This is a genomic window from Amycolatopsis sp. NPDC104819, assembly GCF_055583145.1.
Genome location: NZ_JBVJON010000009.1, coordinates 194,114 through 219,221 on the forward strand (window position 1 = coordinate 194,114; position 25,108 = coordinate 219,221).

The 25,108-nt window shown below is 73.4% G+C and carries 28 protein-coding genes; 15 read left to right on the forward strand and 13 right to left on the reverse strand.

All coding sequences use genetic code 11. The annotated features are described in order from the left end of the window. From ACZ63E_RS29045 to ACZ63E_RS29055, 3 genes are read left to right on the forward strand one after another with little or no spacing between them, the layout of a single operon-like run. Positions 1-1,236, forward strand: coding sequence for an NAD(P)/FAD-dependent oxidoreductase (locus ACZ63E_RS29045; RefSeq protein ID WP_465339283.1), 1,236 nt, complete (start codon positions 1-3; stop codon positions 1,234-1,236). Positions 1,237-1,281: 45 nt separating this feature from the next. Continuing rightward, positions 1,282-2,106, forward strand: coding sequence for an alpha/beta hydrolase (locus ACZ63E_RS29050; RefSeq protein ID WP_465339284.1), 825 nt, complete (start codon positions 1,282-1,284; stop codon positions 2,104-2,106). Between the two features lie 35 nt (positions 2,107-2,141). Next, positions 2,142-2,282 carry a hypothetical protein gene (locus tag ACZ63E_RS29055; protein WP_465339285.1) on the forward strand — a complete coding sequence of 47 codons (141 nt, stop codon included), beginning with the start codon at positions 2,142-2,144 and terminating at the stop codon, positions 2,280-2,282. On the opposite strand, the gene ACZ63E_RS29060 is transcribed toward ACZ63E_RS29055, so the two are convergent. Further along, complete coding sequence (locus ACZ63E_RS29060) at positions 2,279-2,686, reverse strand: STAS domain-containing protein (RefSeq protein ID WP_465339286.1); 408 nt, start codon at positions 2,684-2,686, stop codon at positions 2,279-2,281. The two genes, ACZ63E_RS29055 and ACZ63E_RS29060, sit on opposite strands and share 4 nt — an antisense overlap. A 243-nt stretch (positions 2,687-2,929) precedes the next feature. Between ACZ63E_RS29060 and ACZ63E_RS29065 the strand changes: the two genes are divergently transcribed. Beyond that, positions 2,930-3,745, forward strand: a complete 816-nt coding sequence (locus tag ACZ63E_RS29065; RefSeq protein ID WP_465339287.1) for a hypothetical protein — start codon at positions 2,930-2,932, stop codon at positions 3,743-3,745. Here the strand turns inward: ACZ63E_RS29065 and ACZ63E_RS29070 are convergent. From ACZ63E_RS29070 to ACZ63E_RS29085, 4 genes are read right to left on the reverse strand one after another with little or no spacing between them, the layout of a single operon-like run. After that, positions 3,735-4,625 (reverse strand): alpha/beta fold hydrolase, encoded by an 891-nt coding sequence (locus ACZ63E_RS29070; protein ID WP_465339288.1) that lies wholly within the window; start codon positions 4,623-4,625, stop codon positions 3,735-3,737. The genes ACZ63E_RS29065 and ACZ63E_RS29070 overlap by 11 nt on opposite strands. Before the next feature lie 16 nt (positions 4,626-4,641). Continuing rightward, positions 4,642-5,703 carry a tartrate dehydrogenase gene (locus ACZ63E_RS29075; protein WP_465339289.1) on the reverse strand — a complete coding sequence of 354 codons (1,062 nt, stop codon included), beginning with the start codon at positions 5,701-5,703 and terminating at the stop codon, positions 4,642-4,644. A gap of 57 nt (positions 5,704-5,760) precedes the next feature. Continuing rightward, on the reverse strand, positions 5,761-6,642 hold the full coding sequence (locus ACZ63E_RS29080) for a LysR family transcriptional regulator (RefSeq protein WP_465339290.1): 882 nt from the start codon (positions 6,640-6,642) through the stop codon (positions 5,761-5,763). A 5-nt stretch (positions 6,643-6,647) separates the two neighbouring features. After that, a complete protein-coding gene (locus tag ACZ63E_RS29085) occupies positions 6,648-7,580 on the reverse strand; it encodes an MBL fold metallo-hydrolase (protein ID WP_465339291.1) in 933 nt (310 codons plus the stop codon). Positions 7,581-7,667: 87 nt separating this feature from the next. Here ACZ63E_RS29085 and ACZ63E_RS29090 point away from each other — a divergent pair, with 87 nt between their 5' ends. Then, a complete protein-coding gene (locus ACZ63E_RS29090; RefSeq protein WP_465339292.1) occupies positions 7,668-8,540 on the forward strand; it encodes an AraC family transcriptional regulator in 873 nt (290 codons plus the stop codon). On the opposite strand, the gene ACZ63E_RS29095 is transcribed toward ACZ63E_RS29090, so the two are convergent. The 4 genes from ACZ63E_RS29095 to ACZ63E_RS29110 form a co-directional block, all read right to left on the reverse strand. After that, complete coding sequence (locus ACZ63E_RS29095) at positions 8,541-9,386, reverse strand: S1 family peptidase (protein WP_465339293.1); 846 nt, start codon at positions 9,384-9,386, stop codon at positions 8,541-8,543. It lies immediately after the preceding gene. 77 nt (positions 9,387-9,463) lie between these two features. Next, positions 9,464-10,093 carry a TetR/AcrR family transcriptional regulator gene (locus ACZ63E_RS29100; protein WP_465339294.1) on the reverse strand — a complete coding sequence of 210 codons (630 nt, stop codon included), beginning with the start codon at positions 10,091-10,093 and terminating at the stop codon, positions 9,464-9,466. Positions 10,094-10,169: 76 nt separating this feature from the next. Beyond that, positions 10,170-10,292, reverse strand: a complete 123-nt coding sequence (locus ACZ63E_RS29105) for a hypothetical protein (protein WP_465312317.1) — start codon at positions 10,290-10,292, stop codon at positions 10,170-10,172. Then, positions 10,289-10,612 carry a hypothetical protein gene (locus tag ACZ63E_RS29110; RefSeq protein ID WP_465339295.1) on the reverse strand — a complete coding sequence of 108 codons (324 nt, stop codon included), beginning with the start codon at positions 10,610-10,612 and terminating at the stop codon, positions 10,289-10,291. The genes ACZ63E_RS29105 and ACZ63E_RS29110 overlap by 4 nt, the downstream gene beginning before the upstream one ends. A 128-nt stretch (positions 10,613-10,740) precedes the next feature. On the opposite strand from ACZ63E_RS29110, the gene ACZ63E_RS29115 reads away from it, so the two are divergent. The 3 genes from ACZ63E_RS29115 to katG all read left to right on the forward strand — a co-directional run bounded on the left by ACZ63E_RS29115 (position 10,741) and on the right by katG (position 13,984). Beyond that, the gene (locus ACZ63E_RS29115) at positions 10,741-11,226 is read left to right on the forward strand and encodes a pyridoxamine 5'-phosphate oxidase family protein (RefSeq protein WP_465339296.1); all 486 of its coding nucleotides are present in this window, start codon (positions 10,741-10,743) and stop codon (positions 11,224-11,226) included. Between the two features lie 69 nt (positions 11,227-11,295). Continuing rightward, positions 11,296-11,727 carry a Fur family transcriptional regulator gene (locus tag ACZ63E_RS29120; RefSeq protein ID WP_465312314.1) on the forward strand — a complete coding sequence of 144 codons (432 nt, stop codon included), beginning with the start codon at positions 11,296-11,298 and terminating at the stop codon, positions 11,725-11,727. A gap of 28 nt (positions 11,728-11,755) precedes the next feature. Next, positions 11,756-13,984: a catalase/peroxidase HPI gene (gene katG, locus ACZ63E_RS29125; RefSeq protein WP_465339297.1), complete on the forward strand. Its 2,229-nt coding sequence runs from the start codon at positions 11,756-11,758 to the stop codon at positions 13,982-13,984. Between the two features lie 31 nt (positions 13,985-14,015). Here the strand turns inward: katG and ACZ63E_RS29130 are convergent, their stop codons facing one another. Beyond that, positions 14,016-14,879: an LLM class flavin-dependent oxidoreductase gene (locus ACZ63E_RS29130; protein ID WP_465339298.1), complete on the reverse strand. Its 864-nt coding sequence runs from the start codon at positions 14,877-14,879 to the stop codon at positions 14,016-14,018. A 148-nt stretch (positions 14,880-15,027) separates the two neighbouring features. Here ACZ63E_RS29130 and ACZ63E_RS29135 point away from each other — a divergent pair, with 148 nt between their 5' ends. After that, positions 15,028-15,915 (forward strand): LysR family transcriptional regulator, encoded by an 888-nt coding sequence (locus ACZ63E_RS29135; protein ID WP_465339299.1) that lies wholly within the window; start codon positions 15,028-15,030, stop codon positions 15,913-15,915. A gap of 756 nt (positions 15,916-16,671) precedes the next feature. Here the strand turns inward: ACZ63E_RS29135 and ACZ63E_RS29140 are convergent. Further along, positions 16,672-17,658 carry a hypothetical protein gene (locus ACZ63E_RS29140; RefSeq protein WP_465339300.1) on the reverse strand — a complete coding sequence of 329 codons (987 nt, stop codon included), beginning with the start codon at positions 17,656-17,658 and terminating at the stop codon, positions 16,672-16,674. Between the two features lie 13 nt (positions 17,659-17,671). Next, a complete protein-coding gene (locus ACZ63E_RS29145; RefSeq protein WP_465339301.1) occupies positions 17,672-18,745 on the reverse strand; it encodes an alcohol dehydrogenase catalytic domain-containing protein in 1,074 nt (357 codons plus the stop codon). Between the two features lie 79 nt (positions 18,746-18,824). On the opposite strand from ACZ63E_RS29145, the gene ACZ63E_RS29150 reads away from it, so the two are divergent. Then, positions 18,825-19,604 carry a helix-turn-helix transcriptional regulator gene (locus ACZ63E_RS29150; protein WP_465339302.1) on the forward strand — a complete coding sequence of 260 codons (780 nt, stop codon included), beginning with the start codon at positions 18,825-18,827 and terminating at the stop codon, positions 19,602-19,604. On the opposite strand, the gene ACZ63E_RS29155 is transcribed toward ACZ63E_RS29150, so the two are convergent. Further along, a complete protein-coding gene (locus tag ACZ63E_RS29155; protein WP_465339303.1) occupies positions 19,580-20,158 on the reverse strand; it encodes a TetR/AcrR family transcriptional regulator in 579 nt (192 codons plus the stop codon). The two genes, ACZ63E_RS29150 and ACZ63E_RS29155, sit on opposite strands and share 25 nt — an antisense overlap. 61 nt (positions 20,159-20,219) lie before the next feature. Between ACZ63E_RS29155 and ACZ63E_RS29160 the strand changes: the two genes are divergently transcribed. The 5 genes from ACZ63E_RS29160 (at position 20,220) to ACZ63E_RS29180 (ending at position 25,047) form a co-directional block, all read left to right on the forward strand. After that, positions 20,220-21,227, forward strand: coding sequence for a hypothetical protein (locus tag ACZ63E_RS29160; RefSeq protein ID WP_465339304.1), 1,008 nt, complete (start codon positions 20,220-20,222; stop codon positions 21,225-21,227). A gap of 350 nt (positions 21,228-21,577) precedes the next feature. Further along, the gene (locus ACZ63E_RS29165) at positions 21,578-22,057 is read left to right on the forward strand and encodes a hypothetical protein (protein WP_465339305.1); all 480 of its coding nucleotides are present in this window, start codon (positions 21,578-21,580) and stop codon (positions 22,055-22,057) included. A gap of 58 nt (positions 22,058-22,115) precedes the next feature. Then, positions 22,116-23,402 (forward strand): alpha/beta hydrolase fold domain-containing protein, encoded by a 1,287-nt coding sequence (locus tag ACZ63E_RS29170; protein WP_465339306.1) that lies wholly within the window; start codon positions 22,116-22,118, stop codon positions 23,400-23,402. Positions 23,403-23,418: 16 nt separating this feature from the next. After that, positions 23,419-23,781, forward strand: a complete 363-nt coding sequence (locus tag ACZ63E_RS29175) for an Imm8 family immunity protein (protein WP_465339307.1) — start codon at positions 23,419-23,421, stop codon at positions 23,779-23,781. A gap of 129 nt (positions 23,782-23,910) precedes the next feature. Continuing rightward, positions 23,911-25,047, forward strand: coding sequence for an adenosylhomocysteinase (locus ACZ63E_RS29180; protein ID WP_465339308.1), 1,137 nt, complete (start codon positions 23,911-23,913; stop codon positions 25,045-25,047). Positions 25,048-25,108 lie beyond the last annotated feature (61 nt).

Genomic DNA, 25,108 nt, shown 5'->3' on the forward strand with positions numbered 1-25,108 from the left:
ATGACGGGTGCGTCCGAGGTGGTCGTCGTGGGTGGCGGCCTGGCGGGGCTGAGCGCGGCGGTGACCCTGCACCGGGCCGGAGTGCGGGCCACGGTGCTTGAGGCGGGGGACGACGTCGGCGGCCGGGTCCGCACCGACGTCGTCGACGGGTTCCGGCTCGACCGCGGGTTCCAGGTGCTGCTGCCCGCCTACCCGGCGCTGCGGCGGCTGGCCGACGTCGCGGCGCTGCGGCCGCGCCCGTTCACCCGCGGCACGATCGCGATGACGCCGAGCGGACGGCGTCTGCTGGCCGGGCCGGGGCACGGGGTGTCCGCGCTGCGCGGGGTCGCCGGGTTCGCCGCGAGGCACCCCGGCGACAGCGTGCGGCTGGCGGTGCTGGCCGCCCGGGACGTGCTGAAGGTCGCCGGGGACGACGGCGGCCGCAGCACCGCCGAGGAGCTGCGGAGCCTGTCACCGGACACGGTCGAGCAGGTGCTGCGGCCGTTCCTCGCCGGGGTCTTCCTCGATCCGGCGCTGGACACCTCCGCGCGGATGTTCCACCTGATCTGGCGCAGCTTCCTGCGCGGGGGCGGGGTGCTGCCGACGGACGGCATGCAGGCGCTGCCGCGGCAGCTGGCGGCGATGCTGCCGACGGACGTGGTCCGCACCGGTGTCGAGGTCACCGAAGTCACCGCGGACGGCGTGCGCACGAGCGCGGGTGAGCTGCCCGCGCGGGCGGTCGTCGTGGCGACGGAAGGCGACACCGCGGCGCGGCTGCTGCCCGGGGTCGAGGCGCCCGGCTGGCACGCCGTGACGACGTTCTACTACTCCGCCGCGGAATCGCCGCTGCGGTCGCCGACCCTGCTCGTCGACGGGCTCGACGAGCTGCTGATCAACACCGCGGTGCTCAGCGAAGTGGCTCCCGGGTACGCCCCGGCGGGGTCGGCGCTGATCACGGCGTCGGTGCCCGGCCACGCCGACGCGGGCCTGGAGCCGCGGGTGCGGGCGCGGCTGGCGCACCTCTACGGCGTCGACACGCGCGACTGGGGACTGGTCGGCACTTACGCAATACCCCGGGCCCTGCCGGTGTTCGGGCCGGGCGCGCCGGTGCGGCGGCCGGTGCGGGTGGCGCCGGGCCGGTACGTCTGCGGTGACCACCGGGACACGCCGTCGGTGCAGGGCGCGCTGGTGTCGGGCCGGCGCGCGGCCACGGCGTTGCTGGCCGACCTGGACACTCTCCGGCCGCGGGGGTCGTAAGGCGCGTGCGCCTCGCTCGCCGTGCCGCCGCAGTAGCCTGGCCCGATGGCCGTCGCCGTGCAGGTGCTGCTGGTGATCCTGGTGGTCGTCGTGGTGGTGCTCGCGCTCTTCTGGGCGTTCCAGCGGCGGCTGATCTACCTGCCGGACACCACACCGCCGCCTGCCGCCGCGAAGGCGCTGCCCGGTGCCGAAGACGTCCGCCTGCACACAGCCGACGGCCTGGAGCTGGGCGCCTGGTTCGTCCACCCGCCGGGCCGGGACCCGGCCGCGACCGTGCTGGTGGCCAACGGCAACGGCGGCAATCGGGCCGGGCGCGCCTCGCTGGCCGCGAAGCTCGCCGACGCGGGATTGGCCGTGCTGCTGTTCGACTACCGCGGCTACGGCGGCAACCCGGGTGACCCGAGCGAAGCCGGCCTGGCGCTCGACGCCCGCGCGGCCCACCGCTTCCTGGTCGAGGACCGGCGGGTGTCGCGCGAACGGCTCGTCTTCTACGGCGAGAGCCTGGGCTGCGCCGTGGTCACGGAGCTGGCGCGCGAGTTCCCGCCGGCCGGACTGGTCCTGCGCTCACCGTTCGCCGACCTGGCCGCGGTGGGCGCCGAGGCCTACCCGTTCCTGCCCGTGCGGCTGCTGCTGCGCGACCGGTTCCCGGTCCGGGACACGGTCGCGGGCCTGCGGGTGCCGACGGTGGTCGTCCTCGGCGACCGCGACTCGCTCGTCGCGCCCGCCCAGAGCCGGGAGGTGGCCGCCGCGGCGTCCGCCCGGCTGGTCGAGGTGCCCGGCGCCGACCACAACGACCCGGTGCTGGTCGAAGGTCCGCAGGTGGTCGACGCCGTGACGTCGCTCGTGGAGCGCGGCTATCCCCGGAAGTGACGTTTGCCCGTCCGGGACCCGGGAATCTTTTGGGCATGGCTGATGCGGGAATCACCGAAATGACGGGCCGGGCCGGGACGATCGCGGCGTTGCGGCGAGTGCTTTTGGCGTTCGGGGTCGGCGGCGCCCTCGGGTGTCTCGCGTGGATGGCGCTCTGGCTGGCGATCCACCTCTAGGAACGCAGGCGGGGCAGGACGGCCAGCCAGCCCAGCGCGTCGTCGACGCTGCGGTGGACCGGCAGAGTCCGTTCGAGCCCGAGCACGGCGAGCGGCCGGAGCACCGCGCGGTGCGCCGCGACGATCGCGAACGGCACCCCGCTGACGTGCGCTTCCGACGCGGCGACCAGCAGCTCGGTGACGCCCCGGGCACTGCAGAAGGTCACGCCCGAGAGGTCGAGGAGCAGCGCTCGCGGCGCCAGTCCGGTCTCTTCGGCCAGGCAGGTTCTCAGGCGGGCGACGGCGGCCAGGTCGATTTCTCCCCGGGCGGTCACGGTGGTGGTCTCCGCGGTGGCGGTCACGCGCAGCGCGAGCGCGGCGGGAACGTCCACCCGGGAGTGCGGAGCGGTGAGCTGGTCGAGCACGCAGGCCTCCTCGAGGCGAGGTAAGGCCGGGAAGCCGGCACAACGGGTGCCCGTCTCCCGGAGCCCCGCGGACGACGCGCGCGGGGAACGGGCGGCTACCGGTTGAACCGCGATTCCCTCAGCCTACGCCTTGGTCGACGGTTGCCTTCTCTCCGGCGTCAACGATTTACCTTTGGTTCGGGCTGCGCCGCGGCTGAGCCGGCGCTCTGGTGCGCCACCGGCGGGTGCGGTAGAACCGGAAGCGTGGCCGAGCGCGCGCGGCGCCCCGACCCGCACGTCATCGTCGAGCGGGACGTGCTGGTGCGGTACCTCGACGCCTGGACCGCGACCGTCCTGCGCTCGCAGCGCGGCGGCACCTACGTCGAATGCGGCGGCTTCGCGGCCGACGCGTTCCGGGTGTTCGGCGAGTTCACCGACCGCCTCGGTGACCACCACCTGGAAGCCGTCCTCGTCGGCCAGGAGGCGCCGGCCGCGCCCGCCGGGTTGAGCGTCCGGACGGTCGCCGCGCTCGACGACGTCGAAGTCGCCGGGCCGATGCTCGCGCACCTGTCCGGCGCCGGGTGGCCACCGGCGCTCCTGCGCGGCAAGGCGCACGAGGTCGTGCTGACGACGGCCGAGGCGGGGGAGGAGCACCGTGACCGGCTGCGGGCGGCCGGGCTCGGGTGCGCGGTGGTGGTGGAGCTGGTGGCCGGCGACGGCGGCGCGCACGTGCTCGTGTTCGCCACGGCGGACAGCAAGCACCTCGCGACCTTCAAGAATGAGCTGTGGGCCGTCGACGAGTTCGCCGGCATCCGCTACCGCGACCCGCGCGACACCGAGCACACCCTGGTGGACATCTCGCTGACCCCGCAGCTGCTCCCGCTGCGCCGCGCCCTGCTGTCCGAAGTGGACCGCCGGGTCCGGTGCACCGTCGCGGAGCTGCAGCGGTTCACCTTGCTGGAGAGGATCTACCGCGCCGAGGACACCGCCGGCGCGCTGACCGCCGCGGTGGCGGCCGGGGAGGTCGCGCGGGAGCCGGAGAAGGGCCGGTTGACCGCCCGCACCGTCCTCAGCCGGTGACGGCGAAGAAGTCCCCGAGCGCGGCGGCCACCCGTTCGGGTTGTTCCTCCGGCAGGTAGTGGTCACTCGGCAGCGCGTGCCCGCGGACGTCGGCCGCGTACTCCCGCCACACGTCCAGGACGTCGTAGCTCCGGCCGACGAAGCTGTGTTCTCCCCACAGCGCGAGCAGCGGCATCGGGATCCGGCGCCCGGCGTCGGCGCGGTCGTGCTCGAGGTCGACGCCGGCGGCTGCGCGGTAGTCCGCACAGGACGCCGCGATCGCGGCCGGGTCCGCGAAGCACCGGACGTACTCCCGGACCGCGGCCGGGTCGAAGGGCGTGCCGCCGTGGTGGCGGGCGGTCATCCGCGCGGTGACCCAGAACTCCGGGTCGGCGCCGATCAGGTGTTCCGGGATCCCGTGGCCCGCGGCGAGGAAGAACCAGTGGAAGTACCCGAGCCCGAACGCGGTGTCGGCGTGCTCGAAGGCGTGCCGGGTCGGGACGATGTCCAGCACGGCCAGCGCCGACACCGCGTCCGGCGCGTCGAGGGCGAGCCGGTGCCCGACGCGGCCGCCGCGGTCGTGGCCCGCGACGCCGAAGCGCCCGAACCCCAGCGCGTTCATCACCAGGAGCTGGTCGCGGGCCATCGCCCGCTTGGCGTATTCGGCGTCACCCGGGGTCGGCGGCGGCTTCGCGCTGTCGCCGTACCCACGCAGGTCGGCGAGCACCACGGTGTGCGTCGCGGCCAGCAGCGGGGCGACGTGGTGCCAGATGAGGTGCGTCTGCGGATACCCGTGCAGCAGCAGGAGCGGCGGCCCGGCGCCGCCGACGGCGCAGTGGATCCGCACGCCGTCGGCGTCGACCTGGTGGGTGGTGAAGGAGGCGGGCAGCGGGACACTCATGGACGGGCTCCGGTTTTCAGGCGGCGGTGAAGTCCAGGACGGCTCGGGTGAAGGTCTCGGTGGTCGCCGTGCCGCCGAGGTCGGGGGTGCGCACCGGCGTCTTCGCGAGGACGTCGGTGATGGCCCGCTCGACCTCGGCGGCGGCCTCGCCGTGGCCGAGGTGCTCCAGCAGCAGCGCCGCGGTCCAGATGGCGCCGAGGGGGTTGGCGATCCCGCGGCCCGCGATGTCCGGCGCGGAGCCGTGCACCGGCTCGAACATCGACGGGAACTCGCGCTCGGGGTTGATGTTCGCCGCCGGCGCCAGGCCGATACCGCCCGCGACGGCGGCGGTCAGGTCGCTGAGGATGTCGCCGAAGAGGTTGGACGCGACCAGGACGTCGAAGCGCCCGGGGTCGAGGACCAGCTTGGCGCACAAGGCGTCGATGTGCTCGGAGTCCCACGTGACGTCCGGGTGGGCGCGGGCGGTCTCGGCGACGAGCTCGTCCCAGAACGGCATGGTGTGCACGATGCCGTTCGACTTGGTCGCCGACGTCAGCCGCCCCCGGCGCGCACCGGCGAGCCGGAAGGCGAAATCGGCGACGCGGGTCGTGCCGGCCCGGGTGAACACGGCTTCCTGCACGGCCATCTCGTCCGGGAAGCCCCGGCCGAGCCGGCCGCCGATCTCGCTGTACTCGCCTTCGACGTTCTCCCGCACGACCACGAGGTCGACCTCGCCGGGCCGGGCCCGCCGCACCGGGCTCTCGAGCCCCTCGAAGACCTTCACCGGCCGCAGGTTGACGTACTGGCGGAAGCCGCGGCGGATCGGGATCAGCAGGCCCCACAGGGAGACGTGGTCGGGCACCGCCGGGTCGCCGACGGCGCCGAGGAAGATCGCGTCGTGGTGGCGGATCCGGTCGAGCCCGTCGGCGGGCATCATCGCCCCGGCTTCGAGGTGGCGCCGGCACGACCAGTCGAACTCGTCGTAGGTGAACGTGACGCCGTGCCGCTTGCCGACGACGTCGAGCACCCGGCAGGCGGCGGGCGTGACCTCCGGGCCGATGCCGTCCCCGGGGATGAGCGCGATGCGGTGGGTGACCATGCCGCTGATCGCATCACCCCGGCACCGCCCGCGTCCAAGACCGGGTTCCACCCGGCGTTATCGGCCCGGCTTATAAGCGACCGCGAGGAACGCGCTCGCCGCCGGGCTCAGCTCGCCGGTCCGGCTGACCAGGGCGAGGTGGAGGTGGCGTGCCGGTTCGAGGTCGAGGACCAGGGCACCCGCCTGGCGCGCCAGCGGCGCCCAGGAGTCGGCGAGCACCGCGACCCCGACGCCGCCCAGCACGAGCGGCAGGACGGCCTCGCGGTGCTCGGTCTCGACGACCTCGGTCAGCTCCACGCCGGCGGCGCGGATCTCGTCGACGAAGCGCCGCATCCCGGTGCCCGGCTGGCCGACGATCAGCCGCTGCCCGGTGAGATCTTCGTGGCGCACCAAGGTTTCCGGCGCGAACGGCCCGTCGGCGGGGGCGACGAGCACGAAGCGCTGCCGGCCGAGCGGCCGCAGCTCGACCCCCGCGGCGGCGGGCGGGTCGGCGGCGGCCAGCAGTCCCAGCTCGGTCTGTCCACTTCGGACCTGGTGGACGACTTCGGCCGCGGTGAACGCGGCCCGCACGGCCACGGACAGGCCGGGGTGCTCGTCGGTCACGGCCTTGATCATCCGGGCCAGCGGCTCGACGGCCTGCGACGGCATCGCCGCGATCTCCACCCGGCCGACCCGCAGGCCGGCCACGGATTCGACGCTCGACCGGGCCGTCGCCAGGCCGCGGACGACCTGGCGCGCGGGCTCGATCAGCGCCGTGCCGGCGTCGGTGAGCACGAGCCGGCGTCCGACGCGGTGGAACAGCTCGAGCCCGAGGTCGCGTTCGAGCGCGCGGACGGCCTGGGACAACGACGGCTGCGCGACGTACAGCGCCGCGGCGGCCTTGTTCGCGCTGCCGTGGTCGACCACCGCGAGGAAGTAGCGCAGCTGCCGGGCGTCCATGGTGGTCAGTCTCGCAGAGGAACCGCCGGTGATCCTTCCGAAGGAGCCCATCGGTGGATGGTGAACCGGCTGCCGTCCCGGCGGACCTCGGCCGCGCCGGGACCCGCGAAGTGCGCCGGCACGACGAGCTCTCCGGTGTCCGCCGCGCGTTCCAGGACGCTTCGCCGGGTTTCCGCGGCCTGGCGCGGGTCTTCGCAGAAGCAGCTGCTGTGCTCCGGCGCGAGGATCTGCACCGGGCTGTGCAGCAGGTCGCCGACGAACACCGCGCGGCCGGAACCGGAGGCCAGGCGCAGCACCGACGAGCCGGGCGTGTGGCCGGGCGCGGCCGCGAGCGTGAGGTTGCCGTCGATGCGGTGGCTGCCTTCCCACAGCACGGCCCGGCCGAGCACCGGCGCGACGCTGTCGGCGTAGACGAGCAGGCTGCCGTCCCGGCGCAGCCGCTCGCGTTCGTCGCGGGGCGCGGGCCGGCGGTGGGCGTTGCGGGGGTCGAAGTAGACCTGGTCGGCGCGGGGGATGAGGTAGGTGGCGTTCGGGAAGGCCGGCACCCAGTCGCCGTTGCGGCGCTCGGTGTTCCAGCCGACATGGTCGTAGTGGATGTGGGTGTTCACCACGACGTCGACGTCCTCCGGGCGGACGCCGGCGGCGGCGAGCCGGTCGAGGAACGGCGTCGCCAGGTGGTCGAACAGGGGGATCTGCGGCCGGTCGCGGTCGTTGCCGACACCGGTGTCGACGAGCACGACCCGGCCTTCGCTGCGGAGCACCCAGGTCTGCACCGCGCCGCGGTAACCGCCGGTGGCGGGGTTCCAGTGGTCGGGCGCGAGCCAGCCCGCGTTGTCCTGCCAGAGTCCGTCCGGGCTGCCCGCGACGATGGTCCGCGCCGGGGCGATCTCGCCCTGCCACTCGAGGACCTTCAGGACTTCGACTTCACCGATGTGCATGACTCCACGCTGCCATGACGCAATGAGCGTTCCCATGCTCTATTTGCTCGCTCTGATACGTGAACGTCTCACAGTTACGATGACGGCGTGGACCTCCTGAGCGACGCGATCGCCGCGGTGCGGATCGGGCAGCCGACGTCGAACCGGCTGCGCGCCGGCGACGGCTGGTGCTACCGCTTCGCGCCGTACGAGGGGGCGGGCTTCCACGTGCTGCTGCGCGGCAGCGGCTGGCTGGTGCCGGACGGCGGCGAGCCGGTGCCGCTCGGCCCGGGCGACGCGGTCCTCGTCCCGCACGGCGGCGCGCACACGCTGTCCGCCACCCCGGACACGGCCGGCGCGGTCCCGTTCGAGACGGCGGTCCCGGAGCCGGGCGGCCGCACGGAGTTCCTGTGCGGCAAGTACCGGCTGGACCACGCCCGGCGGCACCCGCTGCTGGCGACGCTGCCCGAGGTCGTCCACCTGCCCGCCCGCGTCGGCGGCCACCCCGAGCTCCGCGCGGCGATCGACCTGCTCGGCGCGGAGGTGACCGACCGGCGGCCGGGCCACACGACGGTGCTGACGGGGTTGCTGGACCTGCTGCTGGTGTACCTGATCCGGGCGTGGCTCGACGGCAACCCGGCGGCGGGCTGGCCCCAGGCGTTGCGCGACCGCGAAGTCGCGGCGGCACTGGAGGAGCTGCACACGAACCCGGCGGCCCCGTGGCGCGTCGAGGACCTGGCGGCCCGGGTCGGCCTTTCCCGCGCGACGCTGGCCCGCCGCTTCACGGCGTTGACGGGCCGGCCACCGATGACTTACCTGACCTGGTGGCGGCTGACGACGGCGGCGCGGCTGGTGCGGGAGACGGACCTGCCACTGCCGTCGATCGCCGCGAAAGTCGGGTATGCGTCGCCTTTTGCGCTGTCGCACGCCTTCAAGCGGCAGTTCGGCGTCGCGCCGGGCGCCTACCGCACGGCTCGCTAGTCAGCCGATCTGCTCGCGGATCCAGTCCGCCACGACGTCGACCCTCGCGATCGTCTCCGGACCCGGCTGGGGGCACGGCGGCCCGGTGTTCACGATCGCCACCAGGGTGCCCGTCCGGTCGTCGTCGTCCGAGACGAAGAACGGGCCGCCCGAATCCTCCGGGCAGGGGCCGTTGTCGACCGTGCGGGTGCCGATCGGCTGCGCCTCCAACGTTGTCCGGTCGATGCCCGACACCCGGAAGTGCCCGCGTTTGAGGTGGTCGGACGGGCCGAGCACGGTCGCCGAGTGGGAACCCCAGCCCGCGAACTGCAGCTCCTCGCCGACCGCGGGGCGCTGCTCCGCCAGCGTCACCGGGGTGATGCCCTCGACCGGCGCGCTGAGCTTCGCCACCGCCAGGTCGTTGAGCGGTGACTGCCGGACGTCGACGACCTCCGCCGTGTGGCCGCCCGGGTCGCTGTCCTTGAGCCGGCCGACCGTCACCGTCATCGTGTAGCGCGGCCGGCCGCCGATGCGGGCGTCCTTCAGGTCGTGGAAGCAGTGCCCGGCCGTGACCACCCACTGCGGCGCCACCAGCGCTCCGCTGCACGCGCCGTCGCGGACGCCGCCGCCCGGGACCGGGATGTCCGCCGACGTCAGCTTGGCGTTGAACGGCAGCACCGGCGCGGGGGGAGCGGACGTCGCCTCGGGATCCGGCAGGCTGTGTGCGTGGGGTGACGCCGCCAAAGCGGGCAGCGGGGGCGCCGCGGCCAAAGCCGTGTGCGCGAACGCGACGCCGGCCCCCGCCAGCACCGCGACCGCGGTGACCCCCGGCCGGAACAGCCGTCGTCGATCCGAAGTTCGCCTCACACCTCGAATACACGTGCGGGACGCCGGTTTGGTTGAGTGGACCGCGTTTGCCCCGCTCAGGCTGTGTGACGCAGACCTCACCGCCGCCGGCGGGCCGGTTTTGCGGCAATCGCCGGCCACAGCACCGAGACGACCGCCTCGGGGATCCCGTCCGTCGGCTCGCCGCGGTGGAAGGCGGCGAAGTAGCTGCCGAAGCACATCGTCGCGATCGTGTGCTTGTCGACGCCGTCCTGGACCGCGCCGCTTTCCTGCAGCTGCGTCAGCACGTTCTCGACCAGCGTGACCCGCGGTTCGACGGCGTGCTCGCGGAGGATGCCGAGCAGCTCCGGGGTGCGGATCGCCTCGCCGGCGAAGTTGCCCATGAGCACCATCGCGTCCGGGTTGAAGTACGCGGGGTCCAGCCGGCGCACGGCCTCGGTGAACGCCTCCCGCGGCTCCAGCCACGCCAGGTCCACCGTGTACAGGCCCCGCTGCCGGCGGAAACCGTAGTCCAGCGCGTCGACAACCAGCTCGAACTTCGTCGCCCACCGGCGGTAGAGCGTCGGGCGGCTGACCTTCGCGTCCGCCGCGATGTCGCCGATGGTCATCAGCGAATACCCGTCGCGGACCAGCCGGTCCCGGGTGGCCAGGATGATCGCCTCGTCGAGCGCCGCGTCCCGGGGACGGCCGCCGGGGCGCGGCCCGGCTTCCTCGGTTGCTTCCGCCATGGCCCGACCCTAGCCGATCCGTTACGAGCAGTGGTCGTTACGCAACGACGATCGCCGAGCCCCGCGACGTCCTCGACTACTTCAGCGTCACGGCCGCCAGCTGCTCGGTGATCTCCGCCAGCAGCTCGGTCGCGGCGGTGCCGAGCGCGGCCAGGTCGGCCAGGGTCACGTGGGTCTCCGGCGCGGCGGGCGCGGTCATGTCAGCTCCTCGAGGGCGGCGTGGCGGGCGATGACGGCTTCGGCGAACGCGGCGTGCACGCGGAGGTACTCGTCGACGCCGACCGCCGTGTCCGCCCACTGGTGCCAGCGGACGTGGGCTTCGGCGACGTCGAGCTTCGCGGCCGCGGCCACCGCCGCGGCGCTCGTGCCGGCGAGAATCGCGTGGTGCATCAGCGACGGCGACGAGCGCTTCGCGAGCTCGGCCAGCGCCGCGAGGCGGGCGAGCTCGGCGAGCGCGTCGGTGCGGCGCGGGCGCGGGACCGGGCCGGTGCTCTCCAAGTCCGTGAGGACGCTGGTCATCGAACGACTCCTGGTCGGAAGCAGCTGAGAGAACCCTGGACGTCCGACGTTTACCCCTTGCGATCTCGGGTAAACCCGGTGGCTCGTGATCTCCGTCTCACCGGATCGGTGGCAGAATCCGGGCCCTGATGACGGACGACACGCTCGCGGCGCACGCTCGCGCCCTCCTCGCGGCCAACCGCTACCTGACCTTGGGCACGACCGACCCCGACGGCGGCCCGTGGACGTCTCCGGTGTACTTCGCCCCGGCCGACGACCGGACCTTCGTGTGGGTTTCGGAGTCCGATGCCCGCCACTCCCGCAACCTCGCGCAGCGTCCGCGGGTGAGCCTGGTCGTCTTCGACTCGACGGTCGCGCCGTACCACGGCCGGGCCGTGTACGCGGTGGGTGAAGCCCGGGAGGCGGCGGACGCCGAGCTCGACCGCTTGCTCGGGTGCTACCCCCGGCGTGACGACGACGGCGCGTCGGAGCTGGCCCGGGACGACGTCACCGGGTCGTCGCCGTACCGGCTCTACGTGGCGACGCCGACGGAGTCGTGGGTGCTGTGCCCGCGTGCTCCCGGGCAGCCGTGCGCGCTGCACGGCCTGGCGAAGGACCACCGGGCCCGGCTGTAGCGGGAGCGTCGCGACACGGCCGGGTGGCTATTCTTGATTCATTCCAGAAAATGCGGCAGACTCGCCCTTGTGCCCACGACCACGGAGTTCGAGCGGATGCTGCGCGAGGTGTCCCTGCGCGTCACGCGTCCACGGCTGGCGGTGCTGTCCGTGGTGCACGGGCACCCGCACGCCGACACCGACTCGATCATCGGGGCCGTGCGCGAAGGTCTCGGGGAAGTGTCCCACCAGGCCGTCTACGACGTCCTGCGGGCACTCACCGGAGCGGGGCTGCTGCGGCGCATCCAGCCGCCCGGCTCCGTCGCCCGGTACGAGGCCCGCGTGGGGGACAACCACCACCACGTCGTGTGCCGGTCCTGCGGGGCCATCGCCGACGTCGACTGCGCCGTCGGCCACGCGCCTTGCCTGACCGCGTCGGACGCCCACGGCTTCGTGATCGACGAAGCCGAGGTCGTCTACCGGGGCCTGTGCCCCGACTGCTCCACCGCGCCGAGTTCCTGAACGTTGTTCCCGTCCCGGAAGGATTCCTGTGTCTGACAGTGCTGACGCCAAGGTTGGCGAGCTGAACGAAGAGGCCGCCGGCGGCTGCCCGGTTTCGGCCGGGCGTCGCAACCACCCGACCGAAGGCGCGGACAACCGCGACTGGTGGCCGAACCAGCTCAACCTGAAGATCCTGCGCAAGCACCCCGCCGTCGCGAACCCGATGGGCGAGGACTTCGACTACGCCGCCGCGTTCGAGACCGTCGACCTCGACGAGCTGGCGCGCGACGTCGACGCGGTGCTGACCACCTCGAAGGAGTGGTGGCCCGCCGACTTCGGGCACTACGGGCCGTTCATGATCCGCATGGCGTGGCACAGCGCCGGCACCTACCGCATCGACGACGGCCGCGGGGGAGCGGGCGCCGGCATGCAGCGCTTCGCGCCGCTGAACAGCTGGCCGGACAACGGGAACCTCGACAAGGCACGCCGGCTGCTCTGGCCCGTCAAGAAGAAGTGGGGCCAGAAGGTCTCCTGGGCCGACCTGATGATCTTCACGGGCAACCGCGCCCTGGAGACCATGGGCTTCAAGACCTTCGGCTTCGCCGGCGGCCGCGCCGACGTGTGGGAGCCGGACGAGGACGTGTACTGGGGCCCGGAGCGCACCTGGCTGGGCGACGAGCGCTACACCGGTGACCGCGACCTGGAGAACCCGCTCGCCGCGGTCCAGATGGGCCTCATCTACGTCAACCCCGAAGGCCCGAACGGCAACCCGGACCCGCTGGCCGCGGCCCGCGACATCCGCGAGACGTTCGGCCGGATGGCGATGAACGACGAGGAGACCGTCGCCCTCATCGCCGGTGGCCACACCTTCGGCAAGACCCACGGCGCGGCCGACCCCGACCAGTACGTCGGCGCCGAGCCCGAGGGCGCGGGCATCGAAGAGCAGGGCCTCGGCTGGAAGAACACCTTCAACAGCGGCAAGGGCCGGGACGCGATCACGAGCGGTCTCGAGGTCACCTGGACCTCCACGCCGACGCAGTGGAGCAACCAGTTCTTCGACAACCTGTTCGGCTACGAGTGGGAGCTGTCGAAGAGCCCGGCCGGCGCCCACCAGTGGGTGGCGAAGGACGCCGAGGACACCATCCCCGGCCCGGAGGCCGGCGACCCGGCCCGCAAGCCGACGATGCTGACCACCGACCTGTCGCTGCGCGTCGACCCGGTCTACGAGCAGATCTCCAAGCGCTTCCACGAGAACCCGGACCAGTTCGCCGACGCGTTCGCCCGCGCCTGGTACAAGCTGACCCACCGCGACATGGGCCCGATCCAGCGTTACCTCGGCCCGCTGGTGCCGGCCGAAGAACTGATCTGGCAGGACCGCGTCCCCGCCGTCGACCACGAACTGGTCTCCGACGCCGACGTCGCGGACCTCAAGGCGAAGCTGCTGGACTCGGGCCTGACCGTCGGCCAGCTCGTCTCGACCGCGTGGGCGTCGGCCTCGACGTTCCGCGGCAGTGACAAGCGCGGTGGCGCGAACGGCGCCCGCATCCGCCTCGAGCCGCAGCGCGGCTGGGAGGTCAACGAGCCCGACCAGCTCGCGCAGGTCCTGCACACGCTGGAAGGCGTCCAGGAGTCCTTCAACTCCGCCCAGTCCGGCGGCAAGAAGGTCTCGCTGGCCGACCTGATCGTGCTGGGCGGCGCCGCCGCGGTCGAGAAGGCCGCCGCGGACGCCGGCGTCACGATCACGGTGCCGTTCACCGCGGGCCGCACCGACGCCACCCAGGAACAGACCGACGCGGAGTCCTTCGCGCCGCTGGAGCCGACGATCGACGGCTTCCGCAACTACCGCGGCAAGGGCCACCGCCTGCCGTCGGAGTTCCTGCTGGTCGACCGCGCGAACCTGCTGAACCTGAGCGCGCCCGAGCTGACCGTGCTCATCGGCGGTCTGCGGGTGCTGGGCGCGAACCACCAGCAGTCCGCGCTGGGCGTGTTCACCGGGACGCCGGGCAAGCTGACCAACGACTTCTTCGCGAACCTCCTCGACATGGAGACCGAGTGGAAGTCCACCTCGGAGGACCAGGAGACCTTCGAGGGCCGTGACCGCGCCACCGGCGAGGTCAAGTGGACCGGCTCCCGCGCCGACCTGGTGTTCGGCTCGAACTCCGAGCTGCGCGCCGTGGCCGAGGTCTACGCCAGCGACGACGCGAAGGAGAAGTTCGTCCGCGACTTCGCCGCCGCGTGGACGAAGGTCATGGACGCCGACCGGTACGACCTGGTCTGAGTTCCCGCACGCCGCGCCCGCGGCCGGCCCCTCACCCGAGGGCGCCGGTCGCGGGCGCGAGGCGTTCCAGGGTCTCGACGTCGGCGGTGAAGTCGTCGGTCGTCGGGGGCATGAGGACCACGTGGTCCGCGCCTGCCGCGAGGTGGGCGCGCGCCTTGGCCGCGATGGCGTCCGGCTCGCTCTCGGCGACCACCGCGCCGGCGAGCGTGTCGACGTCGCCGGCCGAATACCCCAGCCGTTCCACGGCTTTGCGGTACCAGTCCATGCCGAGGCTCCCGGTTACCTTCTCGCGCGCCGCCTCGGCGCCGCCGGTGACGACGGGCAGGCCGACCACCAGCAGCTTGCCCGGCCCGAGTGCCGCCCGAGCCTCGGCGGTGAGCTCCGGCGGCAGGTTCGCCGGGAAGGCGCCGTCGGTCAGTTCGGCGGCCAGGGCCAGCATCTTCGGGCCGTTGGCGCCGAGGATCCGCGGGTAGGCCGCGGCGGGCGCGGGCGGCCAGGTCTGCTCGTCCATCCGCGTCAGGTAACCGCGCACGGTCTCCAGCGGGCGGCCGTAGTCCCGGCCCGCGGCGGCGGCCTGCGCCGGGTGGCCGGCCCCGATCCCGAGCACCAGCCGGTCCGGGAAGGCGTCCGCGAGCTGCGCCGCGGCGGCGTGCAGCACCTGCGGTTCGCGGGCCCAGATGTTCGCGATCCCGGTGCCGAAGGTGAGGTGCTCGGTGGCGGCCAGCAGGAGCGCCAGCTGCACGAGGGCGTCCTTGCCGCCGACGACCTCGTTCGTCCACACGGTCCGGTAGCCGGCGTCTTCGAGCCGCCGGGCGCCGTCGCGCTGCGCGTCGGCCGACGGGGTTTTGGTGAACGAGATCGGCAGGTAGACGCCGATCGGTCCCAGGTCCTTCATCAAGTGTCCTCCGCGAAGTGTCTCCTTCCACCGTGGGGTCACGGAGCGTGCCAGGTCCAATGAGCGTTTCGCGCAGCGTGACGCGATTCGCGCATCACCGCAGGTCGTGGGCTTCGGGCCGACTGGCGCGCCGGGTTACGCTGAGGACATGCCCGACCCGGATCTGGACCTGCGGCTGGTGCGCGGCTTCACCGTGCTCGCCGAGCGGTGCCACTTCGGCCGCGCCGCCGCCGAGCTGCACCTGACGCAGTCGTCGCTGAGCCGTCAGATCATCCGGCTGGAGCAGCAGGTGGGCGCGCGGCTGCTGGACCGGACCCCGCAGGGCACCCGGCTGACCGAAGCCGGCGAAGCCTTCCTGCCGCTGGCCCTCGAGGTGCTGCGGTCGGCGGCCGCGGCGGCGGCGCATGCGCGGTCGGCCGCCCGGCCACGCCGGATTACTGTCGGCTACATCGCGAACCTGGTCGTCACCCCGGCCGTGCGGGAGCTGCGCCGCCAGCACCCCGACGCCGAGGTGCGCACCCAGCACCTGCGGTGGGACGACGCCCGCGCGGCGCTGCTGGAGCACCGCGTCGACGTGGCGGTGGTCCGGCTGCCGCTGCCCTCGGCGCGGCTGCACGTGACGGTTCTCTACGACGAGCCGAGGGTGCTGCTGCTCCCGCGTGACCACCGCCTGGCGGGCAAGGAGTCGGTGACGCTCGACGACATCGCGGACGAGCCGCTGCCCCGTGCGGCCGACGCGGCGTGGGACGCGTTCTGGCGCATCGACCCCCGCCCCGACGGGCGCCCGGCCCCGGACGGGCCGCGCCTGGCCGAGCTGGACGACAAGTTCGAGCTGGTGGCGAGCGGTCAGGCGGTGGCGATCGTGCCGGCCGGCCCGGGCACCGTCGGCAGCCTGCGCCCGGACCTGACGACGGTGCCGCTGGAGGACGTCGAACCGGCCCACGTGGCGGTGGCGTCGCGCGCGGACGACCGGAACGGGCTCGTGGCGGCGTTCCGCAAGTACGCGGAGGCGCTGCTCACCGGAACGCCCGGCTGAAGGGTGCGGGGTGCCGTGTGTCCTTTGTGGATACTCGAAGGGTCATCGGGACGCGGCGGACGCGCCCGCCGTGCTGCGGGTCTGTTCCGCCCGCTTGCGCTGGATCGCTTCCTGCGCGCGCTGCAACTTGTCGTGCCAGGCTCCTGAATCGTTCGTCATGATGTGCTCCGCGGGACCGGATGTGACGGGTGGGAGGAGGCGGCCGGGCCGGTGATCGACTGCCGGTGCCGTGGGGTAGAGATACCCACGACACTCGCCGGTCAACCCCCTTTTGTGTGCTCCACCAGGGTGAAGCCGGGACGCGGGTGGGCCCGTGCCCCGGCTCGCCGCGGTTCGGCGGGCGCACTTCTCGTGCGCGGGAAGCGTTTTCCTGCTCGCAGTGTCGATGTGCGTCGCCTCAGTCCGTGGCGCCGGGCCCGCCACCAAGGCCGCTTCGTGCATTTCGAACAGCAGCGCCAGATCCGCGGGCTCGAGGTCCGCCCGGACCCGGCCCGTGCGCTGAGCCTCTTCGAAAGCCGGGCGCAGCAACGCGATCAAGGCGTGGGTGTACTGGCGCCGGCTGCGTTCCGGAAGCTCGCGGAACAGCCGGACGAGCGGGCGCCGCCGGGCCTGCATCGCGAGGACCCGCCCAGCAGTTCGCGGAACGACTCCTGGTCCCGCGCCTGGTTCTTGAACGCCGCGAGATGGTGCGCGGCGACGGCGAGCGCGAGTGCCGTGCGGTCGGGGACGGTCGCCCAGCGCGCATGGCCCCGGACCTTACTCGCGAGTAGTGAGCCCGGCAATCACGGGCAAACCGGCGCGTTCCAGCTGCCGGGCGATCTCCCCGGCGGGGTACGGCGTCCGCCGGTCTTCGGTGTGCAGGGCGAAGTAGAAGTCGTTGACGACCGCCGCGAGCGGGGCGTACCGGCGCAGGAGCGGCGATGGGTGCTCCGCCGCGTGGTCGCGGACGAAAGTGTTGCGGGCACGGGCATCCGGCCACTCGCCGAGGCCCCGGACGACCCGGTTGACCAGATGGGTCAGGACGTAGGCCCGGTCGTGGTCGGCGTGCTCGGCCAGGAACGCGGCCTCGGTGTCCGAAAGCTCGAACCGCGGTGACACCGTGAGGCCGAAGTCGGTGAGGTAAAGCCGCTCGCCGTCGGTGACGAAGTTGGCGAAGTGCGCGTCGAAGTGCTGGACACCCTGCCCGGCCAGGAACTCCGTGACCTGCCGGAGGTCCCGCTCCAGCGGCAGGTCGTCGCCGTCCCGGTGGGCGAGGCTGTGCGGCAGGTGCTCGAGGAACAGCACGAGGTCGGTGGTGGCTCCGGCGAGTGCTTCCAGCCGGCGCCGGACGCCCGGGTCGCCGTGCCAGAACGCGACGTCCGCCTCGATGTCGGTGCGGGGCCGCGGGAGGCCGGGCAGGAGCCGCCAGTGGTGCAGGAGCGGGAAGTTCTCGCACGCGCCGTCGCGGACCCACGCGGTCGCCATCAGCTGCGCTTCCAGCTCGCGCCAGGCCCCGCCGCCCGCGGAACCGACGCCGTAGTGCGACCACGGCGGCAGCCCGTAGAGGTCGGCCGTCGAGCGGGGGTTCGCCAGCTCGACGTCGGTGAGGGGGACCCGCTTCACGAAGACCGGTTCGCCCGCCACGCTCAGCTGCCAGGCCGACCCGCCGATCCCGGTGCCGAGCGGTCGCGCGCCGGCGAGGAGGTCGTCGGGCGAGTCTTCGAGCGCTGCGGCGAGCTTCTCGTGGCGGGCGAGCCGGGTCATCCTTCGACCGTACTCACGGCCGGATCACCGTGAGGGCGAAGCGAGTGCGGCCGCTTGCCGCGTGGTCGAGGGCACGCGCGATGTCGTCGAGGCCGAACTCCGTGACGGCGAACTGGCCGAGGTCCAGCAGGCCGGCGCGGGCCAGCGCGATCAGGCTCGTGGTCGCCGTCCGCGGGGCCAGCCACTGGCCACGCACCGTGATGCCGTTGCGCATGAGCCACGGGTACGGCAGGGCGAGGTCGGCGCCGCCGAGCATGCCGACACCGCCCATCAGCACCACCCGGCCGCCCTCGCGGACCGCCATCGCCGCGGCCCGCACCGGCGCGGTGCTCGCCGACGGCGGCAGCAGGTCGAGCACAACGTCGATCGGGCCCGGGGCCGCCCGGCGCAGGCGGTCCGTGTCGCCGTCGCCGGTGAGCCGGACCGTCCGGACGCGGGCGCCGAACCGGCGCTCCAGGTCGGCCAAGACGGCTTCGTCGCGGCCCGGCGCCACCACGCACGCCGCGCCCATGGCGAGCGCGACGGCGACGGCCGCGCTCCCGAAGTTCCCGGTGGCGCCACTGACCAGCACCGTCTCGCCCGGCCGCAGGTCGGCCGCGAGCCAGCCGCCGTAGGGCACCAGGCAGAGCAGGAGCGCGGTCCACCGGCCGGCGTCGGCGGGGTCGACCGGCCCGAGCGGCACCGCGTTCTCGGTCGGGACGAGCACCTGCTCGGCGTACGCGCCGTGCCCGAAGTGGCGCTGCAGGAACAGGCCGCCGTCCCCGCGCGCGCTCAGGCCCTGGAGTGTGATGTCCGGGGTCAGCGCGTCGTCGCGCGACCGGATCGCCGGGTCGCACAGCACCCAGTCGCCGGGTGCCAGGCGGGTCGCGTCGGGGCCGGTCGCGCGCACCCGGCCGACCGCGCCGGCGCCGGGCACGACGGGCAGCGTCAGCTGGTAGTTCCGCTCGCCGCGGAACACCTCCGCCGCGTAGGGCAGCACGCCCGCCGCGACGACGTCGACCAGCACTTCGCCGGTGCCGAGCGCCGGCGCGGGAATGTCTTGCACGGACAGGGGTTTGCCGAACTCTTCGAGGATCGCGGCTCTCATGCCTCGATCGTCGGCGAACCGGGGCCGGCTATCCAGGCCTGGTATCATCCTGGGACTGCCGAGTGCCACGGAGGTTGTCATGCCGGAGGTGGCCCGCGCCGGGCTGGGGGAGTTCCTGCGGTCGCGGCGCGAACGGCTGAACCCGGCGGCGCTCGGGCTGCCAGACCGCCGCCGTCGCCGGACCCCGGGGCTGCGCCGCGAAGAGGTCGCCGAGCTGGCCGGCATCGGCGTCGACTGGTACATCCGGCTCGAGCAGGGCCGCACGGTCAGCCCGTCGTCCGAGACGGTCGAGGCGCTCGCCGGCGCCCTGCGGCTGGACGACGCCGAGCGCGCGCACCTGCGGGCGCTGGCCCGGAACCCGGCCCGGACCCCGTTTCGCCGCGAGCAGGTGCCCGAAGCGACCCGCCGGCTCGTCGAAGGACTGAGCGAGCCCGCGTACGTGACGGGCCGCCGCTGGGACGTCCTGGCCTGGAACCCCGCCGCGGCCGAGCTGTTCACCGATTTCGGCGCGGCACCGGAAGCCGACCGGAACGTGCTGGTCTTCCTGCTGCTCGGCACGCGCGGCCGGCGGCTGTTCGGCGACGGCTGGGCGGCGCAGGCCGAGCACGCCGTGGCGCAGTTCCGCGCCGCGCACGACCTGTGGGCCGGCGACCCGGCGTTCACCGGGCTCGCGGCGCGGCTGCGGGCCGGCTGCCCGGAGTTCGCGACGTGGTGGGACCGCCACGACGTCGGCCGCAGCGGACCCGGCCGGAAGACGTTGTTCGTGCCCGGGCCCGCGGTGTTCGACTACGCGGTCTTCCAGGCCGCCGAGGACCCGGAGCTGCGGGTCACGATCTACGCGCCCACCAGCGGCAGGTAGACCTCGTCGACGATCTCGACGAGCACGCCGTCGTCCACTGTGGTCAGTCCGCGCGTCAGGAGTTCGTTGCGCAGCAACACGAGCGCGACCGTCGCAACCCTCGGGTGCCGGGCTTCAGGCCGTGCCTCGCCGCGCGCGACGGCCCGCTCGACGATCGTGAGCCAGGTCTTCGCGCCTCCCTCGGCGGCCTGTTCGTAGAGCTGCTCGCGGAGTTCGGGCTCCTCGCCGACGCCGGTCAGGAGACCGCGCAGGATCCGCGCGGCGGGCGAGGTCTGGCCGCAGTTGATCGTCCGCAACAGCGTCAGCGCGTCTTCGCGGAGGTTGCCGGTGTCGGGTGGCTTCAGGGTGTCCTCGGCCAGGAGCCGGTAAGCGGCGACGCCGAGCGCGGCGCGGTTCGGCCAGCGGCGGTAGATCGTGTTCTTGTTGGTGCCGGCCCGCTGCGCCACCCGCTCGATGGTGAGGCCGGGGTAGCCGGCCTCGGCGAGCTCGTCCGCGGTGGCGCGCAGGATCGCCTCTTCCAGCTCGGCGCCGCGGCGCCGGGTCTTCTCGGCCATGGGCGTCACTCTACCGTCCTAGGGTACGGTACGGACCGTACCCTAAATTCCGGGAGGAACAGTGAGAGCCAAAGGCATCGGCTACGACACCGGGCTGGAGCTGAACGGGCGGTTCAACCGGCCCTTCGACGCCGAGCTGGTCCGGCGTGAGCTGGCGGTCATCCGCGACGACCTGCACTGCACGGCGGTCCGGCTGATCGGCACCGACCTCGACCGGATCGAGTTCGCCGCGCGCGAGGCGGCCGCGCTGGGGCTGGAGGTGTGGTTCTCGCCGTTCCCGATGGACCGGACGCCGGAGGAGATCCTCGCGCTGCTCGCCGACGGCGCGTCACGAGCCGAACGCCTCCGGACGGCCGGGGCGGAGATCGTGTTCGTGACCGGGGCCGAGCTGAGCCTGTTCAACCACGGTTTCCTGCCGGGGGACGGGATCGGGGAGCGGCTGGCCGGGCTGCTCGCGTCGCGGGAGCTCATCGCCGGGTTGTCCGGGCGGGTGAACGCCTTCCTGGCCCGCGCGGTCCCTGCGGTCCGCGAGCGGTTCGGTGGGCGCGTTACGTACGCGGCGGTTCCGCTGGAGCGGGTCGACTGGACGCCGTTCGACATCGTCTCGGTGGACGCGCACCGCTCGAAGGAGGTCGCGCACGGCTACCGCGAGGGCGTCCGCGCGCTGGTGGCGTCGGGCAAACCGGTGGCGATCACGGAGTTCGGCGTGACGCCCTACCGCGGCGCGGCCGACCTCGGCGCGCGGTGCGGCGAAATCCTGGAGTACGAAGGTGACGTCCCGGTGCGGTTGAAGGGCGAGTACGTCCGGGACGAGGAAGAGCAGGCGCAGTACCTCCGGGAGCTGCTGGAGATCTTCGCGGCGGAGGGCGTCGACGCGGCTTTCGCGTGCACGTTCGTCTGTTATGGCCTAGTGCACCGCGCGGACCCGCGGACGGACCTGGACATGGCGAGCTGGGGAGTGGTGAAGCTGCTGGAAGACGGCGCGGGGGAGACGTACCCGGGCGTGCCGTGGGCGCCGAAGGCGGCGTTCGGCGCGCTGGCGGACTGCTATTCCACATCCATCAGATGAATCATCAACCAATTGGGCGAGCATCTTGCCAACGAACACCGGAAGGCGCTAGCTTCGCGAGGTAAGACATCGGATGTCCAGCCCGGTTTCCGGGTCCGTCCGCCGACCGATGTGCACCCCTGCCGAACTTGTCGTCAGGAAGGACACACCGACGATGCCGGAATTCCCCCGCAGGACGGCGCTCGCCGTCGCCGCCCTCACCGTGCCGCTTCTGTTAGCCCGATCGCCGAAGCCGCGCCGTTGTGGCACCCGAACCCCGCCACCGACGGCCTGAAGGCCTTCGAGGGCATCGAAGCCGACCGCGGCAACCACCACCCCGACCGCAAGTACGTCGTGGTCGAGGGCGACCGATGCACGACGGCGAGACCTGGACGCTCTCCTACGAGATGTACATCCCGGGCTCGCTGCACGGCACCAGCAAGTTCACCCACATCTTCCAGACCAAGACACCGTCGACCAACGGCGGCCCGTGGGTGACGCTCGACCTGACCCGCAGCGGCGGCAAGGAGATGCTCAACGCGCGCGCCTACGCCAACTCGGGCTCGCCGAGCATCGCGGCCACCGACTTCGCGCCGCTGCGCGACAAGTGGATCACGATCGAATGGACGTTCACGCCGGGCTCGAAGGGCAAGGCGTCGGCCGTCATCCGCAACGGCACGGGCACCGGCGCCCCGGTGGCCGCGCAGGGCAGCATGAGCAGCGTCAACGTCCCCGACCAGGGTGACTACGTCCGCCCGAAGTGGGGGATCTACCGCTCGGTGCAGAGCGCCTCTTCCGACATCCTCGACACGTATCTGCTGTTCCGGAACTACACGGCGTCGCGGAAGTAACCGCGCTGCGCCGCCGGAGCCGTGGCGGTGCCGGCCGGTACCGGGTGACACTGGCGGTATGAAGGTCGTCGACGGGCAGCGGGGCGTCCACCACCCGTCGACGACCGCCGTGCCCCTCCTGCGACGCGGTCCGGTGCTGGTCACGGCCGCTTTTGCCGCGCTGGGCGGGGCGCTGATCCCGGCCGTCTCGGTGCCCGCGCTGTGGCGGGTCTGGCAGCTGTACGCCATGTTGTTCGCCCTGGTCGCGACCCTCGAGCTGGTGGCCGTCTTCGCGGTGCTGGGGTGGCCGACCCGCAGGACGGCCCACGCCGCCGCGCTCGCCGCGACGACGTCGCTGGCGGTGTGGGTGGCGAGCCGGCCGCTCGGGCTGCTGGTGCGCCTCGACCCCTGGCAGCCCGCCGACGCGGTGGTCGGCTTCACCGACTACGTCGCGGCCGGGCTGCAGGTCGTGGCGGTGTTCGGCTTCCTCGTCGTGGCCCGGCGCCGGGCGCACCCGCGGCCGTCGGCGCTGCGGCGCGTGTCGGCGTGGATCGTGCTGTTCCCGGTGCTGCTGGTGGTGTTCGCGACGGGCGCGGCCGGGACCGTCGCCGCCGGAGCGGGCATCACGGCGCCCACCGCGTCGACGCTGCTCGACGGCGCCACGGTCGAGTACTGCCGCCCCGCCGGCGTGCCGCTGGCGATGGACGTCGCCCGGCCGCGGCCGGGCGGGCCGCCGGCGCCGGTGGCGCTCTTCCTGCACGGCGGCGGGCTGATCTCGGGCGACCGCAGGCCCGCCGGACCGGGCGCGGAGCTCGCCGGGTCCCGGCTCACCCCGCTGCGGGACGAGCTGACGGCCCGCGGCTTCACCGTCGCGTCGATCGACTACCGCCTCGCGCCCGCCGCACCCTGGCCGGCGGCGCTCACCGACACCCGCTGCGCCGTCCGGTTCCTCAAGGCGAACGCGGCGGCGCTGAACATCGACCCGGCCCGCGTCACGGCGGTCGGCGCCGGCGCGGGCGGCACACTGGCCTCCCTGCTCGGCGTCGCGCCCGGGCCGGACACCGGCCAGTACCCGGGGCAGGACAGCAAGGTCCGCGCGGTGGCCGCGCTGGCGGCCCCGGCCGAGTTCGACCTCACGGGCCTCGACCCGGTGACCCGGGCGTCGGTACTGGTGGCACTCGGCCGCTCACCGTCGACATTGCGGGCGGCGAGCCCCCTGGCGTACCCGGCGGTGGGCGCCCCGCCGTTCCTGATCGCCGAAGGCGGCCGGAAGTCGGCGGAGTTCGCGGACCACCTGCGCGCGGCGGGCGTCCCGGTCACGACGAACCCGGACGTCGCCGGCTTCTTGGCCGCCGCGGCCGGCTGAGGGGCACACTGGCCGCATGCCCACGGTGCGTCCCGAGATCAAGTACCTGATGACCCCCGACGCCGATCCGCCCGAGTCGTTCGTCCCGGCGGACCCGGAGCGGTTCATGGTCCTGGTCCAGCTGATCGCGGGCCCGGAGGGGGAACCGGGCGAGGAGTCGTTCCAGTTCGTCGTGTGCACGCCGGGGTGGCTGCGCGAGGAGGTGGCGAGCGGGCCGATCTCGCTTCGCCACCACGTGATCGTCCACCACTACGACTGGCCCGCGCTGGTGGCGTACTTCGAGGGCCTGGTGGCCGGGTGCGTCGGCGCGAACTGGCACGAGGCCGCCGAGCGGCTGGCCCGGTACGGGTGCTGGGAGTTCGAGGACCACACGCCCTGATAGCTTGAGGCCATGAGCGGACGAGGTCTGGTGGCGCCGATCTTCGGCGACCACTCGTACCGCTGCGACTTCTACGGTTGACCGGCCCCGCTTCCGGGTCCCCTTTCTCATTCAACCGCTAGGAAAGCCATGCCTTCTTTTGTGCACGCCGGAACCCAGTGGGCGCTCAAGCACATGCCCCTGACCACCGCCGCCGTCGAAGAGACCGCGCCGGTGCTCGCCGGGCGGCGGCTCGCCATGTGCCTGCACGTCGAGCCCAAGACCGCGGCCCTGGTCACCCTGCTGGCCCGCGCCGGCGTCGAAGTCACGCTGACCGGGTCACCCGGCACCACCCACGACGACGTCGCCGGCGCGCTGCGGGCGCTCGGGGCGCGGGTGCACACGCGCCGCGCCGACGACAACGCCGCCCACGCCCGGAACGTCGCGAAGGTCCTCGAGTGCGAGCCGGACCTCACCCTCGACAACGGCGCCGACCTCACCCTGTCGCTGCTCGGGTCCGGCGTCCCCGCGGGCTACCTCGGCGGCACCGAGGAGACGACCACCGGCGGGATCCGGCTGCGGGAGAAGCAGGTCGGACACCCGGTTGTCGTGATCAACGACTCGCGGCTGAAACTGCTGGTGGAGAACGAGTTCGGCGTCGGGCAGAGCGTCGTTCAGGGATTCCTCAACGCCACCAACCTGATGGTGCCGGGCATGCGCGCCGCCGTGCTCGGTTACGGGCCGTGCGGCAAGGGCGTCGCGGACACCCTGTCGCGGCTCGGCGCGCGGGTTTCGGTGTGCGACACGGATCCGATGCGCGCGCTGCAGGCCATTTTGGACGGTCACCGCGTCGGCCCGGCCCTCGAGGTCCTGCCCGGCGCGCAGGCGGTCTTCACCGCGACCGGCGCCCCCGGGGTGGTCGGCGAGGCCGAGCTGGCGGTCCTGGCCGACGGCGCGCTGCTCGCCGGGGTCGGCCACTTCGCGTGGGAGATCGACGCGGACGCCCTGCGCGCGGCGACCGTCCGCACCGTCGAGTACGGCGAGCCCGGCCGCCGGACCGGGCACGTGCTGGCCGACGGCCGCGAGGTCGTCGTCCTCGACCACGGCCGGATGCTCAACCTGACCGCCGCCAACGGCAACTCCATCCAGGCCATGGATCTCGGCCTCACGCTGCAGGTCCGCAGCCTGGCGGCGGTGGCCGCGGGCGGGCTCGCCGCCGGGGTGCAGGCGGTGCCCGGGCCGGTCGAACGGCGGATCGCCACCGACCTGGTGGCGCGGCTGCGGTAGCCGGGGCTTGCCCTGGAGCGCGCTCCAGGTCCTAGCGTGGCGGGCACGCCGACCGCACGTC

What these genes read in the sequence shown, in the direction of transcription:
- ACZ63E_RS29045 (WP_465339283.1), top strand. Translation starts at nt 1, where the DNA reads ATGACGGGTGCGTCCGAGGTGGTCGTCGTGGGTGGCGGCCTGGCGGGG.
- ACZ63E_RS29050 (WP_465339284.1), top strand. Translation starts at nt 1,282, where the DNA reads ATGGCCGTCGCCGTGCAGGTGCTGCTGGTGATCCTGGTGGTCGTCGTG.
- ACZ63E_RS29055 (WP_465339285.1), top strand. Translation starts at nt 2,142, where the DNA reads ATGGCTGATGCGGGAATCACCGAAATGACGGGCCGGGCCGGGACGATC.
- ACZ63E_RS29070 (WP_465339288.1), bottom strand. Translation starts at nt 4,625, where the DNA reads ATGAGTGTCCCGCTGCCCGCCTCCTTCACCACCCACCAGGTCGACGCC.
- ACZ63E_RS29075 (WP_465339289.1), bottom strand. Translation starts at nt 5,703, where the DNA reads ATGGTCACCCACCGCATCGCGCTCATCCCCGGGGACGGCATCGGCCCG.
- ACZ63E_RS29080 (WP_465339290.1), bottom strand. Translation starts at nt 6,642, where the DNA reads ATGGACGCCCGGCAGCTGCGCTACTTCCTCGCGGTGGTCGACCACGGC.
- ACZ63E_RS29085 (WP_465339291.1), bottom strand. Translation starts at nt 7,580, where the DNA reads ATGCACATCGGTGAAGTCGAAGTCCTGAAGGTCCTCGAGTGGCAGGGC.
- ACZ63E_RS29100 (WP_465339294.1), bottom strand. Translation starts at nt 10,093, where the DNA reads ATGGCGGAAGCAACCGAGGAAGCCGGGCCGCGCCCCGGCGGCCGTCCC.
- ACZ63E_RS29105 (WP_465312317.1), bottom strand. Translation starts at nt 10,292, where the DNA reads ATGACCGCGCCCGCCGCGCCGGAGACCCACGTGACCCTGGCCGACCTG.
- ACZ63E_RS29110 (WP_465339295.1), bottom strand. Translation starts at nt 10,612, where the DNA reads ATGACCAGCGTCCTCACGGACTTGGAGAGCACCGGCCCGGTCCCGCGC.
- ACZ63E_RS29115 (WP_465339296.1), top strand. Translation starts at nt 10,741, where the DNA reads ATGACGGACGACACGCTCGCGGCGCACGCTCGCGCCCTCCTCGCGGCC.
- ACZ63E_RS29130 (WP_465339298.1), bottom strand. Translation starts at nt 14,879, where the DNA reads ATGAAGGACCTGGGACCGATCGGCGTCTACCTGCCGATCTCGTTCACC.
- ACZ63E_RS29135 (WP_465339299.1), top strand. Translation starts at nt 15,028, where the DNA reads ATGCCCGACCCGGATCTGGACCTGCGGCTGGTGCGCGGCTTCACCGTG.
- ACZ63E_RS29140 (WP_465339300.1), bottom strand. Translation starts at nt 17,658, where the DNA reads ATGACCCGGCTCGCCCGCCACGAGAAGCTCGCCGCAGCGCTCGAAGAC.
- ACZ63E_RS29145 (WP_465339301.1), bottom strand. Translation starts at nt 18,745, where the DNA reads ATGAGAGCCGCGATCCTCGAAGAGTTCGGCAAACCCCTGTCCGTGCAA.
- ACZ63E_RS29150 (WP_465339302.1), top strand. Translation starts at nt 18,825, where the DNA reads ATGCCGGAGGTGGCCCGCGCCGGGCTGGGGGAGTTCCTGCGGTCGCGG.
- ACZ63E_RS29155 (WP_465339303.1), bottom strand. Translation starts at nt 20,158, where the DNA reads ATGGCCGAGAAGACCCGGCGCCGCGGCGCCGAGCTGGAAGAGGCGATC.
- ACZ63E_RS29165 (WP_465339305.1), top strand. Translation starts at nt 21,578, where the DNA reads ATGCACGACGGCGAGACCTGGACGCTCTCCTACGAGATGTACATCCCG.
- ACZ63E_RS29170 (WP_465339306.1), top strand. Translation starts at nt 22,116, where the DNA reads ATGAAGGTCGTCGACGGGCAGCGGGGCGTCCACCACCCGTCGACGACC.
- ACZ63E_RS29175 (WP_465339307.1), top strand. Translation starts at nt 23,419, where the DNA reads ATGCCCACGGTGCGTCCCGAGATCAAGTACCTGATGACCCCCGACGCC.
- ACZ63E_RS29180 (WP_465339308.1), top strand. Translation starts at nt 23,911, where the DNA reads ATGCCTTCTTTTGTGCACGCCGGAACCCAGTGGGCGCTCAAGCACATG.